The sequence below is a fragment of the Tumebacillus sp. BK434 genome (assembly GCF_004340785.1).
GTDB lineage: Bacteria > Bacillota > Bacilli > Tumebacillales > Tumebacillaceae > Tumebacillus_A.
Genome location: NZ_SLXS01000001.1, coordinates 565,860 through 587,223, shown reverse-complemented (window position 1 = coordinate 587,223; position 21,364 = coordinate 565,860). Strand labels below are relative to the sequence as shown.

The following is a 21,364-nucleotide window of genomic DNA, read 5'->3' as shown; positions in this document are numbered from 1 at the left end:
TAGTAAAGCCTGATGCGTCCGGCACCTCGTTATCCAGAGCATCGGTCGTCCACGGTCTGGTCTGGGGACATCTCAGCGCTGCAGCCCCGTTCATGCCCTCTGAGCCTGCACACAGTGACCCGCGGCACAATCAAAAGGAGCAGCCATTCTGGCTGCTCCTTTTTCAGCGTAGTTCTTGTTGTTTACAAGTGTTGCTACACCTCTTGCCCTGCTCGTATGACAACGCGCAAGAGCGGTTTCATCTGCTCCGCCAATTTGTGCACATGCGGTGGGTGGAACAGGCTGTGATGGTCACCCGGCACCGGGATCACGTTGACCGCCCCCAGCGTGTACGGGCTCCACAGCTCCGGATCGACGAGCGGGTGCGCCAGTTCCGGCTGCTTGGGCTCTTCAGAGCAGCGGAACAGCGTCAGATCGGCCCGTACTTTCCCCGGCGGGACGTAGGAGAATCCGGCGATGCCGTTGTTGATCATGACGCGCATTTTTTGGCGCATCGACTCCGGCGTTGTCCCTTCCGGCAAACGGTTCAGCTCATCGGCGCGGCGCAGGACGAGGTCGAGGCCTTCCTCCACCGGCAAGCCTTGCACAAGCGACAGGTCCATGTCGAGCTGCGCCGCCTGATGAAGCAGCGCCACCTCTTCCGTCTGCGCCTGCGCATGCGCTTCCCCGTTGTCCGGGTCGATCGGCATGACGTCAAACAGGCCGAGGAACTCCACTTCCTGCCCCTGCCCTTCCAGGCGCAGCGCCAGATCGTACGCCGCCACGCCGCCGAACGACCAGCCTGCGAGGCGGTACGGCCCTTCCGGCTGCACCGAGCGGATCTCCGCCAGGAAGCGCTCGGAGATCGCTTCCATCGTCGAGAACGGCGTTTCATCCGACTCGAAGCCTGCCGACTGCAGGCCGTAGACCGTTTCGCCGTCCAGCCCTTTGACCAGCGGCAGGTAGCTCATCACACCGCCGCCTTGCGGAGGCAGCAGGAAGAGCGGCGGGCGCGTGTTGTCCCCTTTTTGCAAGAGCACGAGCACGACTTGGCGGTCCGCAGCCTGCTCGCCGCGCAGAATGCGGCCCAGGTTGGCGACGGTCGGCGCCTGGAACAGCGCCGTCAGCGGTACAGACACGCCGCATCTTTTGCGGATCGCTTCGATCAGCGCCACCGCTTTCAGCGAGTGCCCGCCGATCTCAAAGAAGTTGTCATACAAGCCGACGCCGCTCGTGCCCAGCACCTCTTCGAACACCTGTGCCAGCGCCAATTCGACGCCGTCGCGCGGCGCCGCGTAGCTGCTCTCGCCGGCAGTCTGCGGGAGCGGCAGTTGCTTGCGGTCGATCTTGCCGGTCGGCGTCATCGGCATCGCGTCGAGCAGCACGAAGAACGACGGCACCATATGCTCTGGCAGATGGGCCTGCAGTGCGCTGCGCAGCTCGGCGGACGACAGTGCGGCGTTTTCTTTCGGCGACACGTAGGCGACGAGCTGTTTGTCGCCTTGGTTGATCTCGCGGGCGAGCACGACCACTTCCGAGATGGACGGGTGCTTGCCGAGCGCCGCTTCGATCTCGCCGAGCTCGATGCGGAAGCCGCGGATCTTGATCTGGTTGTCAATCCGGCCGAGGAAGTCGATCGTCCCGTCCGCCATGTAGCGGGCGAGGTCGCCCGACTTGTACCAGCGCTCGCCGTCGAGGACGACGAACTGCGCGGCGGTCAGCTCCGGACGGCCGAAGTAGCCGCGGGAGACGCCGCAGCCGCCGATGTACAGCTCGCCCGGCACACCGGTCGGCACGAGGTTGCCGTGCGCGTCGTAGATGCGGATCTTCGCGTGATTCATTGAGGAGCCGATCATAAAGCGCTCCATTTTCGCTCCGCGCGGCACCGGGTACTGCGCGCAGATGATCGCCGCTTCGGTCGGCCCGTAAAGCACGCGCACTTCGGCGTTGCGGAAGGTGCGGTGCATGATGTTGAGCAGCTCCGGCGGAACGGCGTCGCCGCCGATGAAGATCATGCGCAGCCCGTCGAAGCGGGTGGTGTCGATCTCTTGGCTGGCGATCATCTCGACGATCTGGCGCATCAGGCTCGGCACGGTGTGGATCATCGTGTAGCCTTCCAGATCGCAGACGAGGCCCGGGAGGTCGAGCAGATGGTCTTTGGACAGCACGACCGAAGTGCCGCCTGCGATCAGCGGGTTGAGCAGTTCGAAGTACGCGATGTCAAAGGCGAACGAAGCGATCCACGGGAACACATCGTTCTGGGAGAACCTGAAGTGCTGCTGACTGGCCAGAAGCGTCGCGATCAGGTGGCGATGTTCGACCATGACCGCTTTCGGACGCCCGGTCGAGCCCGATGTGTAGATCAGGTAGGCCAGGCTGTCCGGCCGCACCGGCGACGGGACGTTGCCGTCCGCTTCCCCGGCCCATTTTTCACGATCGGCGTCGATCAGCACCGTCTGCGCGCCGTGCGGCGGCAGCATGGCGATCAGCGATGTGCCGGTCACGAGCAGCGGCATGCTGGTGTCTTCGAGGATCAGCGCCAGACGCTCCTGCGGATACGCCGGATCGAGCGGCACGAACGCGCTGCCCGCCTTCAGCACGGCCAAGAGCGCCGTCACCAGATCGAGGTTGCGGTCCAAGCAAAGTCCGACCAGCTTCTCCGGCCCTGCGCCAAGGCTTTGCAGATAGCGGGCCAGACGGTTGGCGCGAGCATTCAGCTCGCGGTAGGTCAGCGACTCGCCTGCACAGACGACGGCGGTCGCATCCGGCGTGCGGTCGACCTGCGCTTCGAACAGGTGGTGAATGCGCAGCATCGGATCGGGCTCTGCGCTGATTTGGTTCCAGGCGCCGAGCACCGGTGCGAGGTCTGCGGAGGTGAGCAACTGCAGTTGAGCGAGCTGCTGTTCCGGCTGTGCGACGATCGCGCGGAGCAACGTCTCGAAGTGCCCCATCCAGCGTTCCATCGTCGCCTGCTCGAACAGGTCGGAGCGGTAGTCGAAGTTCAGCTCCAAGCCTTCTTCGCGCTCGACGAACGTCACGGCGAGGTCGAAGGCGGTCGTCGTCGCGCTCATCGGCACCGGCGACAGGCTGAGGCCGCCCGTCTCGACTTGATCGGGACGGCGCACCACTTGGAACATCACGGAGAACAGCGGCGAGCGGCTCAAGTCGCGCTCCTGCTTGGCCAGTTCGACGAGCTTGTCGAACGGATACTCATGGTGCGCGTAGGCGTCCAGCGCCACTTGTTTCGCCCGTTCCAGCATCTCGGCAAACGCCGGATTGCCGGACAGGTCGAGGCGCAGCGGCAAGGTGTTGATGAAGAAGCCGATCAGCTCTTCCAGCTCCATCACGTTGCGGCCCGCTTCCGGGGTGCCGATCACGATGTCCTGCTGGCCGCTCATGCGGGACAGGAACGTGCCCAGCGCGCCGAGCAGCACCATGAACAAGGTCGCTTCATGCCGGGCGCCCAGCTCGTGGATGCGGCCGGACAGCTCGCCGTCGAGCAGGCGGCGGATGTTCTGGCCCGCAAACTGCTGCAGCGCCGGACGCGGATGGTCGGTCGGGAGGTCGAGCACCGGCAGATCGCCCGACAGCTGCTGCTTCCAGTACGCTTCCGACTCGGCCAGCTGGCCGGTATGCAGACGGTCGTTTTGCCAGCTCGCGTAGTCGCGGTATTGGATCGGCAGCGGCGAAAGCGGGCTGTCCTCCCCGTTCGCATAGGCGGTGTACAGCGCGTAGAACTCCTGATGCAGCACGCCCCACGACCAGAAGTCGGTGACGATGTGATGCTTGGAGATCAGCAGCACGTGGCGCAGTTCGGCCAGCTTGAGCAGGCGCAGGCGGATCACCGGGCCCTGCTCGAGATCGAACGGCAGATCCTGTTCGGCGAGGATGCGCGCGTGCAGCTCTGCTTCGCGCTCCGCTTCCGGCAGCGCGGACAGATCTTCGAGCGGCACGTTCAGCTGAACGCTGGCGGCGATCTGCTGCACCGGCTCGCCGTCTTGCATCGTGAAGGTGGTGCGCAGCACCGCATGGCGGTCGATGATCGTCTGGAAAGCGCGCACCAGCGCGTCCCGGTTCATCTCGCCTGCCACCTCATGCGCTTCCAGCATGTTGTACGCCGTGTTGGCCGGCGTCAGGCGCTGGATGAAATACAGGCGGCGCTGGGCGTGCGACATCGGGTAGAACTCGGCGTCCGGCAGGGCCGGAATCGTTTGCGACACGCCGTCTTCCCCTTGCAGCAGCCCCACGTGCGGCGCGAGGTCGCGCAAGGTGAGATTTTCGAACAGCACTTTCAGCGGCACGTCGAGGCCGAGCTTCTGCTTGATCCGCGAGCGGATCTGGATCATCTTCAGCGAGTGCCCGCCGAGGTGGAAGAAGCTGTCATCAATCCCGATATCTCCGCGCTCCAAAATCTCGCCCCAGATGTCGGCCAGCGCCTGTTCCAGCTCATTGCGCGGCGCGGCAAAAGCGTGTGCGCCGCGCTCGGCCGCTTCCGGCTCCGGCAGCGCTTTGCGGTCGATTTTGCCGTTGCGGTTGAGCGGGAAGCTGTCCAGCGTCAGAATGTGCTCCGGGATCATGTATTCCGGCAGGCGGTCATGCAGGTACTCTCGCCACGCGTCCATGTCGACCGCTTCCGAGACGATGACATAGGCGAGGATGCGGTTCTGGCCCGCGCTGTCCGGGCGGACGATGGCGATCGTCTGCTCCGCGGACGGGTGGCTCAGGATCGCCGCTTCCACCTCGCCGAGCTCGATGCGGTGGCCGCGGACTTTGACTTGGAAGTCGGCGCGGGAGACAAACTCCAGCCGCCCGTCCGGCAGGAAGCGCCCGAGGTCGCCCGTTTTGTACATGCGTTCGCCCCGGCCGTCGTCAAACGGATTCGGCACAAACGCCTGCGCCGTGCGCTCCGGGTCGTTCAGATAGCCGCGCCCTACGCCGACGCCGGTCATGCAGATCTCGCCGGTGCAGCCGATCGGCACGGGACGGTTCCACTTGTCGAGCACATAGACGTTAAAATTCGGGATCGGGGTGCCCAGCGTCACGAAGTCGCGGTCGAGGTCCCACTCGTCGCGGTTCGCGGCAGTCACGACTTTGTGCGAGGTGTCGTCCGAGCATTCGGTCGCGCCGTACGTGTTGACCGCTTTGACATGCGGGTACGCTTCCAGCCAGCGCTCGCAGAGGCCGCTGCGCAAGCCTTCCCCGGTCGACAGCATGTAGCGCAGTTCCGGCAACGCCGCCGCTTCTGCATGTTCGGCGACCGCCTGCAGGAACATTTCGATCACCGCCGGCACCATCTCGAGGATCGTGACGTTGTCGCGCTGGACCGATGCGAGCAGCGCGTTCGGGTCCATCGCGATGTCGTTGCCGTAGATGACGACCGTGCCGCCGACCATCAGCGGGGCGAGGAACTGCCAGACGGAGATGTCAAAGCAGTGCGACGCGTTTTGCACGACGATCGAGGACGAAGTCAACTCCAGCAGGTCGATCTTAGCGTACAGGTGGTTGAGCATGCCGACGTGTTCGACCATCGCCCCTTTCGGCAGACCGGTCGAGCCGGAGGTGAAGAAGACGTTGGCGAGGTCATGCGGAACGTTAACGAATTCCAGATTCACATCCGGGTAGTTCGCCAGCCCGTCCAGCTCATCCAGCGAGAAGACCAGCGCCTGGTCGGACAGCCCACGGCTGCGCTCCAAGAGCGGGCCTTGCGTCAGGATGACTTTGGCGCCTGCCGTCTCGATGATCGTGGACAGGCGCGCATCCGGGTGCGCCGAGTCGAGCGGCACATACGCCCCGCCCGCTTTCATCACGGCGACGATCGCCGTCAGCATGTCGATGCCGCGCTCAGCGAACAGAGCGGCCAGGTCATCGCGGCCAAACCCGTTTTCGCGCAGGAAATGCGCCAGGCGGTTCGCGCGTGCGTTCAGCTCGGCATAGGTGATCTGTGCACCTTCAAAAATCGCCGCGATCTGCTCCGGCGTCTTCGCCACTTGGTCTTCGATCACCTGATGCGCCAGGCGGTCGAGCGGATACGCTTGCAGTCGGGTCGCCGTAAACGCGCCAAACAGCGGTTCGCGCTCAGTGGAAGGCAAGACGTTCAGCTCGCGGATGCGCGCGTGCGGCAGCAGGGTCATGCTTGCCAGCACCGTCTCCAGATGAGTGAGCAGCGCTTCGGCCGTCTCCCCCGACAAGCGGTCACCCGAGAACGCGGCGCGCGCGATCCATGTCTCGCCCGTCTCCACATCGAGCGCCAGCGCAAGGCCTGCCCCTTCCTGCTTCGCTGCCAGCTCCGTGCGCAGGACGCCGGCAGCAGACGCTGCGCCTGCGTAGACGTTGACCGCGCTGGTGAACAGCTCCTGCTGCTCGCCAAGCCCGGCATAGTTGCGCACTTCTGCCAGCGGAATCACCGCAAAGCTTTCCATCGTCGCAGTCAGCCCGTCCAGTTGCCGCAAGAACTCCGCAACCTCCGTTTCCCCGTCAACCGCCAGATGCAGCGGCAAGGTGTTCGCGAAACGCCCGACCATCGCCTCTGCGCCGGACAAGGTCGCCGGACGCCCGGTAAACCCGGCGCCAAACGTCACCGCGTCTTCACGGGAGTACAAGTTGAGCAAAAACGCCCAAGCCGCCTGCACCAGCGTTTCCGCTTTCACGCCTTGCGCCTGTGCCAGCGCTTCCAAGGCGCGGGACAGCTCCGCAGAGAACGCGCGCGCGCGGACGCCAGGCTCCCCGTCTCCTTCGCGCTGGTTGAGCAGCGGCGTCGCCGCTTCGAACCCGGCGAGATGCTGCGACCAGAATTCGCGGGCCGCCGAGCGGTCCTGCGCGTTCAGCCAGTTGAGGTAGTCTTTAAAAGAGGACCGGTTCGCCGTCGGCAAGGCTGTTCCGCTCACAAGCGCGTCATACGCGGTGAGCAGTTCGGCTTGCAGCAAACGGCGGCTCGTCTCGTCGAGGATCATGCCGTGATGCGTCCAGAGCGCGACGGCGCGTTCGGCATCGAGCACGACGAGGCTCACCCGCAGGAGCGGGCCTTCGTTGAGGTGGAACGGCGCGCGCGCTTCCCGCGCCGCCTGATCCAGCGCGGCCGCTTGCGCAACTGCGTCCTGTCCGGTCAGGTCGAGCACCGCCACGTCGATCGGGCGGTTTTTCAATAGCACCTGCACCACGCGCCCGCGCACCGGGCGAAACACGGTGCGCAGGAGCGGATTTTGTGCGATCACGTGCTGTACGGCCGCCGCGAACTTCGCAGGATCGAGGGCGCCGCTGAGCTGCAGTCGAACTTGCGCGATGTGCAGCTCAGCCTGCTCCGGGTTCTCTTGGCTGTAGATCTTGGTCTGCAACAGCGACAGGTCGAGGACTTCTTGTACGTTTTCCTTTGACAAATAGTTCACCGGGAAACCCCCTTCTATTAAATGAACAGCTCATCCAGTTCTTCTTCATCCAGCATCTCGTCGCCCGCGGTGAGCGGCAGCGCCAGAATGCGCTGGTGCGGATCTTCCACGATGCCTTCCAAAAGCGTCTGCCACTGCTTGAGCAGGCGCACAATCGTGCCTTCTGCGAACAGATCGGTGTTGTACTCCAGTTCTGCCGTCAGCCCGTCCGCCTTTTCTTCCATGTACAACGTGAGGTCGAACTTGGCGACGTCGTTGTCGAGCGTCACCCGCCGCATCGTCAAGTCCGGCAGTTCGGTCACTTGCGCCGGCGTGTTTTGCAGGACGAACATCGTCTGGAACAAAGGCGAGAAGCGCGGGTCGCGGTCTGGATGCAGTTCGACCAGCTTGTCGAACGGCACGTCCTGGTAGGCATACGCTTCCAGGGCTGTATCCCGCACCTTCTGCGCCACTTCGGCAAACGTCGGGTTATCGGCAAGGCTCGTGCGCACGACCAGCGTGTTCACGAAGAAGCCGATCATCGGCTCGATCTCTTCCCGGTTGCGTCCGGCGATCGGCGAGCCGACCAGCAGATCGTGCTGTCCTGTCAGGCGGTGCAAGAGCGTCTTGTATGCTGCGAGCAGCAGCATATACAGGGACAGACCTTCGCGCTGCGCCAACTCGTTCAGCGCTTCGTGCAGCGCGTCTGGCAGCACCAGCGATCGGGTCAGCCCGCTGTACGTCGGCGATGCCTGGCGCGGGAAATCGGCCGGCAGCTCGAGCACAGGCAGCGGCCCTTGCAGCTGTTGGCGCCAGAATTTCATCTGCTCTTCCAGCACGTCGCCTCGCAGCCAGCTGCGCTGCCACGCCGCGAAGTCGGCGTATTGCAGTCCCGGCTCTGGCAGCGGCGACTTGTCCCCGTTGAGACGCGCTTCGTACAGCGCGGCCAGCTCGTTCAGGAAGACGCCGATCGACCAGCCGTCCGACACGATGTGGTGCATGTTCAGCAGCAGCAGATGCTCCGTCTGTGCCGTGCGGTACACGTGCACCCGGAGCACCGGGCCGCGTTCCAAGTCAAACGGCAGCGCAGCCGCCGCTATCGCCCGCTGCAGAGCCTCACCCTCCGCTCCGCTGCCCAGCCCCGTCAGATCTTCGATGACAAAAAGCGCCTCGTGCGGCGGATGAATCACCTGCACCGGCTGGCCGTCCACTTCCCGGAAGGTCGTGCGCAGAGATTCGTGGCGTGCCACGATCTCGTTAAGGCTCGATCGCATGGCTTCGACGTGCAGTGTGCCGGACAGCTGAAGCGCCGTCGGGACGTTGTACAGCGCCCCTTCTTCCGCCAACTGGTCGAAAAACCACATCCGCTGCTGCGCATACGACAAGGCGAGAGCGCCGTCGCGGGAGACTTTCGTCAGCGGAGGGAGCTCTTTTTCCCCGCCGCGCGCGAGCTCTTCGATCTTCTCGGCGAGTTGGGCCACGGTCGGAGTCTGGAAGATCGTACGGACGGGCAGATCGATCTTGAAGGTGTTGCGCATGCGCGTGACGACTTGCGTCGCCAATAGCGAATGCCCGCCGAGTTCAAAGAAATTGTCGTCGATCCCGACCTGTTCAAAGCCCAGCACTTGCGCCCACATGCCGGTGACGATCTCTTCGACCGGCGTGCGCGGCGCTTTATAGTCGGCGTCGAGTCCCGAGCGCACCTGCTCCGGGACGGGCAGAGCTTTCCGCTCCAGCTTGCCGTTGTGGGTCAGGGGCAATTTTTCCATCACCACGAAAGCGGACGGCACCATGTGCTTCGGCAGCGTCTCGAGGATGTACGCTGACATCTCGGCGATCGTCGGCGCCCGGTCGGGCTCCTGCGGCACAACATAAGCGACGAGGCGCTTGTTGCCCGGCTGGTCCTCACGGGCCAACACCGCCACTTCTTTCAAGTCGGGATGCTTGCCGAGCACCGCCGTGATCTCACCCGGTTCGACGCGGAAGCCGCGGATTTTGACCTGATCGTCGGCGCGGCCCATGTATTCGAGGTTGCCGTCCGGCAGCCAGCGCGCGATGTCTCCCGTCTGGTACAGGCGGGCGCCAGGGCGGCCGGAAAACGGATCGGGGATGAACTTCTCGGCGGTCAGCTCCTCGCGGTTGAGATAGCCGCGCGCGAGGCAGTCGCCGCCGACGTACACTTCACCGCCGACGCCGACCGGCACCGGGCGCATATAGGGATCGAGCACGTAGATCTGCGTGTTGCCAAGCGGCTTGCCGACCGGCGGCAAGGCCGGCCACGTGCCCGGATCACCGGTCAAGGTGAGATAGGTGACGACGTGCGCTTCTGACGGGCCATACTGGTTGTGCAGCGGGCAGCCGAGCTTGCGCAGCCAAGAGACGATGTGAGCGGTCATCTGCAGCTGTTCGCCGGCTGTGATAATCTCCTTGAGGTCATGCGGCAGCGGGCCGCCGCTCTCCCCGACTTCAGCCAGCTGGGTGAGCAGGATGAACGGCAGGAAGATCCGCTCGATCTTCTGCTCGACGATCAGGTTCAGCAGTTGGTACGAATCGCGGCGCGTCTCCTCGTCAGGGATGATCACCGTGCCGCCGAGATAGAACGTCGTGAACAGCTCCTGGTAGGACACGTCGAAGTTGAGCGACGCGAACTGCAGCACGCGGGCCGGACCCGGATCGATAAATGCCCCGATCTGCCACCATGTCATGTTTGTCAGCGGCTGATGGCGCATCGCGATCGCTTTCGGGCGGCCGGTCGAGCCGGACGTGTAGATCAGATAGATCAGATTGTCCGGGCCAACTCCGCTGTCCGGGTTGGCGGTGCGCTCCGCATCGAGCAGCGCGCGGTGCTGATCGAGCAAGATCAGCCGGCCATCATGCGGCGGAAGCACATCCTGCACGGTGGACTGGGTCACGACAAACGGAATCGCCGTGTCCTCCAGGATCAAGGCGAGGCGGTCTTTCGGATACGCCGGGTCGAGGGCGACAAACGCCCCGCCGGCCTTCAAGATGCCGAGCAGCCCGACCACCATCTCGAGCGAGCGCTCCAGACAGATGCCAACGATCGTCTCCGGACCCACGCCGAGCCCTTGCAGATGATGGGCCAATTGGTTGGAGCGCTCGTTCAGCTCGCGGTAGGACATCGTCTGGTCGCGGAAGATCAGCGCCGTCTCTTCAGGCGTCTTCGCTGCGCACGCTTCGAACAGCTGATGGATGCATTTGTCCTGCGGATAGGGCATCGCCGTGTCGTTCCACTCGACGAGCAGTTGGTGCTCCTCCGCCGCCGTCAGCATCGGCAGTTTGCCGATCTTTTGCTCAGGCATGAGCACGATCGACCCCAACAGATTTTGGAAATGGACGACCATGCGCCTGATCGTCGCCGAGTCATACAGGTCGGTGCTGTATTCCAGCGTGGCGACAAGTCCGTTCGCCTCCTCCTGCATCTGCAGGGTCAGGTCAAATTTGGCCGTGCCGCTGTCGACGAAAAATTCCTCAGTTTGAAGACCGGGGAACTGTACCGTCTCGTACTTCGCGTTTTGCAGCACGAACAGCACTTGAAACAGCGGCGAGTAGCTCAGATCTCGCTCCGGGGCCAGCTCTTCGACCAGCTTGTCGAACGGCACATCCTGATGGGCAAACGCGTTCAAGGCCACCTCGCGCACCTGCTGCAGCAGCTGTGCAAACGACAGATCGCCCGACAGTTGGGTACGCATGACCAAGGTGTTGACGAAAAAGCCGATCAGCTCTTCGATCTCCCCGCGGTGGCGTCCCGCGACCGGCGAGCCGACCGAAATGTCATCCTGCCCCGAATAGCGGAACAGAAGCGCTTGGAACGCGGCGAGCAAGGTCATGTACAGCGAGACGCCTTCCCGCTTGGACAGCACATTCAAGCGCTGCAGGACGTCTTGGGGTACGGTAAAGCACTCGGTCGCCCCGCGATAGGACTGCACGGCCGGCCGGGGACGGTCGGTCGGCATCTGGAACACGGGCGGCGCGCCGTCGAGCTGCTGTTTCCAGTAGCCGATCTGCGCGTCGAGCACAGCTCCTTGCAGCCATTCGCGCTGCCAGACCGCATAATCGGCGTACTGGAGGGGCAAGGGCGGCAGGTTCGCTTCCCCGCCAGTTGCCAACGCTTTGTAAAACGCGGCCAGCTCTTCGGTAAACACGCCGAGCGACCAGCCATCCGCCACGCTGTGATGAATGTTGACGAGCAAAAGGTGCTCTTCGGCCGCCAGTCGCACCAGCACGACGCGCAGCAAGGGGCCGTGTTGCAGATCGAACGGCGCTTCGACCGCCGCCTGGATCGTGCGCACAGCTTCCGTTTCCCGGTCGCCGGTGAACCCGCTCAGGTCGGTCACCGCAAAAATCCCTGCAGACGGCAGCGGTGCGATCTGCTGCACCGGTGTTGCTCCGGCCATTTGAAACGTCGTGCGCAGCCCTTCGTGGCGCACGACGATCTGGTGGACGCTCTGCTCTAAAATGTTCGCATCGAGCGGTCCGGTCAGCCGCATCGCCGTCGGGATGTTGTACAGGGCGCTGTTCTGCTCCAGCTGGTCGAGGAACCACATGCGCTGCTGGGCGAATGACAAAGGCAGCGGGCCGCTTCGCTCGGCTGCGGTGAGCGGCGGAAGCAGCAGGCGGGTCGCTTCGCTCCACTCCCCTTGCACCTGCTCAGCCAACTGTGCGACGGTCGGCGCATCGAACAGCGCGCGGACAGACAGCTCCACGCCAAACGCGCTGCGCAGGCGGGACACCGCTTGCGCGGCGGAAAGCGAGTGGCCGCCGAGCTCGAAGAAGTCGTCATGGATGCCGACATGCGCAAGCCCGAGCAGCTCGGCAAAAATGCCAGCGGTCAGCTCTTCGGCCGGATTGCGCGGCGCGACGAACTCCTCGTCGGCGAGCAGGGTCAAGTCGGGTGCAGGCAGCGCTTTTTTATCAAGCTTGCCGTTCACGGTGAGCGGCAGCGCGTCCAGCATCACGAAGGCGGACGGCACCATGTATTTCGGCAGCCGGTCGCGCAGATACGCTTTCAGCCCGCGGCTGTTCAGGTCCGCCCCGTCTGACGTCACATACGCGACGAGACGCTTCAAGCCCGGCTCGTCTTCGCGCACCAGCACCACCGCGTCCCGGACGGACGGATGCTGCGCCGTGACCGCTTCGATCTCCGACAACTCGATGCGGAAGCCGTTCAGCTTGACCTGATCGTCGATCCGGCCGAGAAAGGAGACGGTGCCGTCTTCCTGCCAGCAGGCCAGGTCGCCCGTCTTGTAGAGGCGCGCGCCCGCTTCTGCGGAGAACGGATGCGCGATGAACTTCTCCGCCGTCAGTTCGGGGCGGTTCAAGTAGCCCCGGGCAAGCCCCTTGCCGCCGATGTGCAGCTCGCCCGGCACTCCGATCGGCACCGGGTTGAGCGCGCTGTCGAGAATGTAGGCTTGCACATTGGGGATCGGTCGTCCGAGCGTCGGTTCGGCATGCTCGTGCGAAACCGGGCAGAACAAAGCGTCGACCGTGTTTTCTGTCGGGCCGTAGACGTTGTAGCAGACCGTATGGTCCGCATCTGCAAACGCCGCCCACATCGCTTCGTCCATCGCTTCCCCGCCGACCAGCAGGATCGAAGGCGCATGCTGTCCCGCTTCCAGCAGTCCGGCTGCCAGCAGCAGACGGATCTGCGACGGTGTTCCGTCCAGCACGTCGATCGAATGATCGCGCACATAGCTCACGAGCTGCTGCGGATCATGGCGCACCTCATCGGGCAGCAGGTGCAGCGTGTGCCCCTGCAGCATCAGCTCGATCTGGGCCAGCGACGCGTCGAACGCCACCGAAGAGTTCAGCGCCACTTGCATCGGGCGCGCCGGGTGGTGGCGATAGATGGCGTGGTGCAGCGCGTGGAGATGGTGGAACAAGGCGGCTTGTTCGATCAGCACGCCTTTAGGCCGCCCGGTGGAGCCGGACGTGTAGATGATATACGCCAGATGGTGCGGCTGTGCGGCACAGATCGGGTCGGCAGCCGATTCGGCCGCCAATTCGTCCCCCAGCCGGTCGAGGTGCAGCTCATGCGCTCCATGCTCCGGCAGCGCGCTTTGCAAGCTGCTCTCGGTGAGCAGGACGGAGACGGCCGCATCGGCGAGCACAAATGCTTTGCGGTCCTTCGGATAGGCCGGATCGACCGGCACGTACGCGCCGCCCGCCTTCCAGACGGCAAGCAGGGCGGTGATCAGCCCAAGCCCTGTATTCAGACAAAGGCCGACCGTCTTTTCCGGCCCGATGCCGAGTCGCTGCAGGCGATGCGCCAGCCGGTTGGCCTGTGCGTTCAGCTCGGCGAAGGTCAGCGCATGCCCCGCGCAGACCGCGGCGACCGCATCCGGCGTACGCACGGCCTGTTCGGTGAACAGCTCCTGCAGGTTGCAAAGCGGCGGTATGTCCAGCGCCGTGTTGTTCCAAGCGGTCAGTATGTGCTGCTTTTCGTCCTCCGACAGCAGGGACAGGTGTTGTACCTGCCGCTTCGGGTCGGAGACGGCCGCTTGCACCAGCGCGACAAAGTGCTGCATCATCCGCACTGCCGCCAGTTCAGAAAACCGCGCTGCGTTATACGTGAGCACCAGTTCCCCGTCGTTGCTATAAAAAGCGAGATCCGCTGTATCCGTTTCATCGTCAAAGCAGCCAAACTGTGCCTGCACAGGCTCGTCGTCGCCATCCGCCGCCAGTTTGGCAGATGCTAACACGTCGCGCACCGGCATCTCACCGCCGATCTGCCAGGACAGACGAGCGCCTGGCACGCCGATCTCAACCTGCTCTTCACCCGTATACCGGTGCAGCAGCAACGCCAGATAAGCAGCCCCGTTCTGTCCGCTCAGGTGCGCCGACAGTTCGCTCGGGATGGGTAGGATATATGTTTTTCCAGCATAAGGCAAGTTCGCAGCTCGATTACGAACGGTGGGCATTGTACAGCCTCCTTGAAGTATGTCGATAATTTTCCGTATATTTTTCACTGTACTTGTCGACGATAATACTTCTTCGAGCATTAATAGAAAACCTGCTAAAAATGTTTAAATCAACATGAGTGACGCTTATTTATATACATTGTACCTGCGGTCATAAAAGGGGCAGCCTTCACAGGCTGCTCCTCTTCATGACCGATTGACTTACAGAAACAACTCCTCAAACTCATCCTCCGACAGCGACACCTCGGCCGCGCCTTGCAGCGGGAGCTCGCCGATCGACCGGCGCGGGTCTTCCGCGATGCTTTCCAGCAGGCCTTGCCATTGCTGCAGCAGACGGTCGATCGTCGCCGCGTCGAACAGATCGGTGTTGTACTCCGCCATCGCCTTCAGCCCTTCCTCCGTCTCTTCCACGTACAACGTGAGGTCGAACTTGGCGATGCCAAGGTCAAATTCTACCAGCTCCCAGACCATGCCAGGCAATTCCCGCTGCGAGAAGCCTACATCCTGCAGCACGAACATCGCCTGAATCAGCGGTGCATAGCGGCGGTCGGTCTGTGGCTGCAACTCTAACAGGCGCTCAAACGGCACCTCCTGATGGGCCAGCGCATCGAGCGTTACTTCGCGCACGCGGTGCATCAGCTCGGTGAACAGCGGGCTGCCCGACAGATCGCTGCGCAGCACCAGCGTGTTGACGAAGAAGCCAAACACGCGCTCCACTTCCGCCCGCTCGCGTCCGGCGCTCGGCGAGCCGACTGCGATGTCGGTCTGCCCGGTCGTGCGGAACAGCAAGACGTTGAAAGCGGCGAGCAGGAGCATGTACAGCGACACCCCCTCCCGTCGGGCCAACTCCTGCAGCGGCGGCACTAATTCGGCCGGCAACCAGCGCTTGTGCTGTGCGCCGACGTGCGTCTGCCCTTCCGGTCGCGGTCGGTCGGTCGGCAGGTCGAGCGGGGCGAGGTGACCCGCCAGCTTTTGTTTCCAGTACGCCCATTTTTGCTCCAACACGTCGCCTTGCAACGCGTCCTGCTCCCACTTGGCCACGTCGGCGAAGCCGAGCGTCACCTCAGGCAGTTGCGGTACCCGGTGCTCAAGGTGCGCCGTGTACACTTCGGCCAGCTCCTGCATGAAAAACTCGACCGACCAACCGTCGGCGATGATGTGATGCAGATTGAGCAGCAGGTACTGCTCCCCGTCTTGCCGTTCATAGAGATCGGCGCGCACCAGCGGGCCGTGGACGAGATCGAACGGCAGTTTGGCTTCTGCGCGGACGAGCGGCAGCAACTCCGCTTCCGCCACGCCACCGTGGATCTGCAGCGGGAGCTCCAGATCGGCGAGCACCTGCTGCATCGGCTCGCCGTCGACTTCCACAAACACGGTGCGCAGCGCTTCATGGCGCCGCACCAACTTTTGCAAACTGTGCTGCAAAGCTGCACGATCCAACTCGCCTTGCATGCGGATCAGGAGCGGGATGTGGTACAGCCCGTCGCTGTTCTGCACCTGCTCGATGAACCACAAGCGGCGCTGGTTGAACGACAAGGGCAGCGCTGCGTCCCTCGCAGCGCGGGTGATCGGCGGCAGATCCGCACCGCGTCCGAGGCGCTTGATCTCCACCGCCATCTGGGCGACCGTCGGCGCTTGGAACAGCGCTTTGACCGGCAACTCGACGCCAAACAGCTTGCGCAGTCGGGATACCGCCTGTGTCGCCAGCAGCGAGTGGCCGCCGAGGGCAAAGAAATGGTCGTCGCGGCCGACGCCCGGCAAGTCGAGCACTTGCGCAAACACGCCGCCGATCAGCTCTTCCTCTTGCGTCCGCGCCTGTACTCCTGCCGTGTGCTCGCTGTCCTCTTCCGCGGGGCGCGGCAGGTTGTTCCGGTCGATCTTACCGTTCGGGTTGAGCGGGAAGGCATCGAGGAAGACGAACCCGGACGGCACCATATACTCCGGCAGCGTCGCTTGCAAATGGCGGCGCAGCTCGTCGGCCGTCACCTCATCGCGGCCAACCACATAAGCGGCCAGGCGCTTGTCGCCCGGCGCGTCTTCGCGGACGATCACCGCCGCTTCCCCGACCGCCTCGTGGCGGGCCAGCGCCGCTTCGATCTCGCCGATCTCGATGCGGAAGCCGCGGATCTTCACCTGGTTGTCGAGACGCCCGAGGAACTCCAGCGTCCCGTCGGCGAGCCGGCGCACCGCGTCGCCGGTGCGGTACCAGCGCGTCCCGTCCATCGTTACAAATTTTTCGGAGGTCAGCGCCTCCTGCCCCTGATAGCCGCGCGCGACGCCTGCTCCGCCCAGCACCAGTTCGCCCGGCACGCCGGTGGGAACGAGGTTGCCATGCGGGTCGCAGAGACGGATGTTGGCGTTTTTCAAGTTCGTGCCGAGCATCGCCCGCTCCGGCAGCGCTTCGCGCGGCGCGAGGTACTGCGTGCAGAGGATCGTGCCTTCGGTCGGCCCGTACAGCACGTACGCATCCGCCTGCGGGAAGGACTCGTGCAGCATCGCCAGCAGATCTGCATACACCGCATCGCCGCCGCAGAACAACAGGCGCATTTTGGCGTAGTCGGCCGGGTCGCGCCCTTCTTCGCGCATCGACAACGCGAGCTGGCGCATCAGGCTCGGCACGGCAAACATCGCCGTGCAGCGCTGCACCTCATCGGCCAAGCGCGGGAAATCAAGCAAGACCTCTTCCGGCAGAATCACCGCCGTGCCGCCGACGAGCAGCGGGCAAAACAGCTCAAACTGCGCGATGTCAAACGCGACCGATGCGGTCCAAGGCATCACATCGCCCGCCCGGAAGCCGAACTCCTCCACGCTCGCCATAAGCGTCGAGGCCAGATTGCGGTGCTCGACCATCACCGCTTTCGGACGGCCGGTCGAACCGGAGGTGTACAGGAGATAAGCGAGCTGCTCTCCCCCGGTCTCAACTTCCGGATTGTGGTCCGGCTGCGCGGAAATGCAGCTCCAGTCCCGGTCGATCCGCACCAGATGTGCATCTGTCTGCGGGAGTCGGCCGGCCAGCGTTTCTTGCGTGATCACCACCGGCGCTGCAGCGTCTTCGAGCATGAATTGAATGCGCTCCTGCGGATGCTTCGGGTCAAACGGCACATACGCGCCGCCCGCCTTGTGCACCGCAAGCAGCGCGACAGCAACGTCCGGCGACCGCTGCAGGAACACGCCGACCCGCGTTTCGGCCGTGACGCCTAGCTCCAGCAGATGATGGGCCAAGCGGTTCGCCCGCGCGTTCAGCTCGCGGTAGCTCATCGTGTCACCTGCCAGCTGCAGCGCCACAGCATCCGGCGTCCGCTCCGCCTGCGCTTCGAACAGCTGATATACGCAATGCTCCGGCGCGGCAAACTCCGCTTCTCCTGCCAGTAGTTCTGCCCGTTCCGCCGGCGACAGCATCGGCAGCTCCGACACGCGGCGCTCCGGCGCTGCGGCGATCCCGCGGAGCAGCTCGGCGAAGTGACCTTTCATCCGGCAGATCGTCTTTGCATCAAACAGATCGGTCGCATACTCGAATCGTGCCATCAGCCCGCCCTGACGCTCTTCCATGACCACGGCAAGGTCGAATTTGGCGACGCTCAGCTCCAGATCGAACGGGCTTGCTGTCAATCGCGGGGCGGAAAACTCGGCCATCGGCATGTTTTGCAGCGCAAAAAACGTCTGGCACAAGGGCAGGTAGCTCAGATCCCGCTCCGGCTGCAGCTCTTCGACCAGCTTGTCGAACGGCAGATCCTGATGCTGGTACGCTTCCATCGTCGTCGCCCGCACGCGCGACAACAGCTCAAAAGCGGTCGGATCACCCGACACGTCGCCGCGCATGACCAGCGTGTTGACAAACAGCCCGACCAGCTTTTCCACGCCCGGATAGTGGCGGCCCGCGATCGGCGAGCCGACGGGCAGATCGGTCTGCCCCGTGTAGCGGTACAGGAGCGTCTGGAACGCCGCGAGCAGCACCATATACAACGTGGCGTTGGCTTGGCGCGCCAGAGCTTCCAGCCTGGCGGTCAGCTCCGCCTCGAGGTGCAGGAACTCCACCGCGCCGCGATGGCTCTGCACAGCCGGACGGGGCTTGTCGAGCGGCAGTTCGAGCAGGGCGGGCGCACCTTGCAATTTTTGCTTCCAGTACGCGAGCTGCTCGTCCATCACGCCGCCTTGCAAAAATTCGCGCTGCCAAGCGGCGAAGTCAACATACTCGATGTCATGCTGATGTGACCGGGTATCGCCGTTCAGGAAATGGGCGTAAGACTCGGCGAACTCTTCGAGGATCACACCCATCGACCAGCCGTCCGCCGCGATGTGCGGCATGGTCAGCAGCAAAAGCGACTCTTCCTCCGCCACCTCCACATACACGGCGCGCAGGGCGAGGTCCGTTTGCAAGTCGAACGGACGCTGTGCTTCCTCCGTCAGAAACTTCATCACGTCCGCCGGATAGTCGGCAGCCCCCCGCAAGCGGATGTCGACGGCAAAGCGCTCGGAGCGCTCCCACGGATCGATCACCTGCTGCAGCACGCCCTCGATCTCCTGATAGGTGGTGCGCAGCGGTTCGTGCCTTGCGATCACCGTCGCCAGGCTCATGCGGAGCGCCGTAAACTCCGGCACGCCTTTCAGCCGCAGCGCGTACGCCACGTTGTACAGCCCGCTTGCGCCGCCCATCTCATCCAAAAACCACATCCGCTGCTGGGCGTACGACAGCGGCAACGCGCCACCCCTTGCCATCCGTTCGATCGGCGGGAACTTCAGCCCGGCCCCGCTGTCCTGCAGGCTTTGCACCGTCTCGGCCAGCCCGGCCACCGTCGGCGCGTCCAGCACGTGCTGCTGCTGCAGCTCGACACCGCAGCTGCGGCGAACGCGGGAGATGACCTGTGTCGCCAGCAGCGAGTTGCCGCCGAGGTCGAAGAACGAGTCGTGAATCCCGATCCGCCCGCTGCGCAGCACTTCGGAATACACGCTGCACAACAGCGCTTCCGTCTCGTTGCGGGCCGCTTCGTACGGCTCTTCGGAGATCCAGACCGGATCGGGCAGCTGCTTGCGGTCGATCTTTGCGTTGGCGTTGAGCGGGAATCGTTCAAGAAAGACGAAGGCGGAAGGCACCATATAGTATGGCAAGGACGTCTGCAGATGTTCGCGCAGCACCGCCGTCGGGATCGGCGCGCCGGAATGGGTCACCACATAGGCGACCAGTTGCTTCTCTCCGGCCGCATCGTCGCGGGCCATGACCAGCGTCTCTGCGATCCCTTCAAGTGCGGCGAGCTGCGTTTCGATCTCTCCGATCTCGATGCGGAAGCCGCGGATCTTGACCTGATTGTCGATCCGGCCGAGGAAGTCGATCGTCCCGTCGGCCATCCGGCGCACCAGGTCGCCCGTGCGGTACCAGCGCACGCCGTCCAACTCGACGAATTTATCGGCGGTGAGGTCGTCCCGGCCGCGATAGCCCCGCGTTACGCCGTGGCCGCCGATGTACAGCTCACCCGGCATGCCAAGCGGCAACAGATTCCTCTGCCCGTCATAGATGCGCAGCCAGGCGTTGGTCAGCCGCGTGCCGATCGGGTAGCCGTCCGGCTTCGCGCCGCGCCGGACCGGGTGGGTCGAGCAGATGATCGCCCCTTCCGTCGGACCGTACATCACATGCACGTTCGCCATGGGAAACGCGGCATGCATGCGCTCCAACAGGTCGGGCGGCACCACATCGCCGCCGACGAGCAGGACCCGCATCGAGCGATACTCGCCGGACGGTTCGCCCTGTTCGAGGATCGTGTCGCAGATCTGGCGCATGACGCTTGGCACGGTATGCAGGATGGTGTAGCCTTTCAGCTTCTCGATCAGGCGCGGGAAATCGAGCACTTCTTCCTGCGTCAGGATCACAGTCTTGCCGCCGGTGATCAGCGGGTTGAACATTTCAAACACGGACACGTCAAACGCCAGCGACGCGATGAACGGCATCACATCATCCGGTGTATAGCCAAACGTCGCGATCGCCGCATCCAGCGTCGAGATGACGTTCTGGTGCTCGACCATCACCGCTTTCGGCTTGCCCGTTGAGCCGGACGTGTAGATCAAGTAGGCCAGATGGTGCCCTGCTGCGCCGCGCTCCGGCAGCGTCGATGGCATTATGGCGATCTTCTCCGCATCACCGTCAAGCGCAACCGCCCGGCTGTCTGTCTCCGGCAAGAGCGCCAGCAGGCTGTTTCGCGTGACCAGCACGTTCGCCGCCGCATCTTCCAGCATGAAGCGAATGCGCTCCTGCGGCAGTTTCGGGTCGAGCGGCACATAGGCCCCGCCCGCTTTCAAGATCCCGAGCACCGCCACGACAACGTCGAGGGAGCGTTCCAGACAGAGTCCGACCAGCACATCCGGCCCGACGCCGAGCGTCTGCAGATAGTGCGCCAGCCGGTTGCTGCGCTCGCTGAGCTCCCGGTACGTCATCGTGCTGCCTTGGAACTCCAGCGCGACCTTGTCCGGAAAGCGCTGCGCCTGCGCTTCCACCTGCAGGTGCAAAAGCGCCGCGTCCCCGCCGGTCAACGGGCTTTCGTCGGCCGTCAGTTCGCGCTCCTCCTGTGCGGTCAAGAGCGGCAGGCGGCACACAAACGTCTCCGGCTCCTGCAGCGCGCCTTGCAGCAGCTGCAGGAAGTGCCCGCCCATACGCGCGATCAGTTCCTGCGAATAGCGGGCGCCGTCATACGTCCACGTCACCTGTCCCTCCGTGAACTCGAGCAGCATCGGCGGCGCGGACTCTGTGGACAGTTCCATCTCGTGCAACCGCCCCGCCTGCAACATTTCCCCAAGCGTCGACCCGGCCGAGACGCCGCCGGCCAGCGCGGTCACTCCGTTCTCAGCGCCGCGGGCGAGAACGGCGATCTCCTCCTCGCCCGTATAGCGGTGAATCAGCATTTGAAACACCGTGAGCAAGATGCGCAGTTCGGACAGTCCGGCTGCTTCGGCAAACGTCTTCAGTTCCTGTTGCAAGGCGGAAGAAAGCTTGAGCGTAAAGTCGGCTGAGGTGTGTGCGCCTCCTCGCGGCAAATCGGACGGCACTTGTACCAACGGCAATGTTTGCAATGTGTGTTCCATATCGTTTCCTCCTCCTGG

At 63.9% G+C, this 21,364-nt stretch carries 3 protein-coding genes; all 3 read right to left on the bottom strand.

Annotation, left to right across the window (positions count from 1 at the left end):
* Positions 1–194: 194 nt before the first annotated feature.
* Positions 195–7,361, bottom strand: a complete 7,167-nt coding sequence (locus EV586_RS01860) for an amino acid adenylation domain-containing protein (RefSeq protein WP_132943368.1) — start codon at positions 7,359–7,361, stop codon at positions 195–197.
* A gap of 17 nt (positions 7,362–7,378) precedes the next feature.
* Positions 7,379–14,278: an amino acid adenylation domain-containing protein gene (locus EV586_RS01855; RefSeq protein ID WP_165898160.1), complete on the bottom strand. Its 6,900-nt coding sequence runs from the start codon at positions 14,276–14,278 to the stop codon at positions 7,379–7,381.
* Between the two features lie 201 nt (positions 14,279–14,479).
* On the bottom strand, positions 14,480–21,346 hold the full coding sequence (locus EV586_RS01850) for an amino acid adenylation domain-containing protein (RefSeq protein WP_132943366.1): 6,867 nt from the start codon (positions 21,344–21,346) through the stop codon (positions 14,480–14,482).
* Positions 21,347–21,364: the final 18 nt, after the last annotated feature.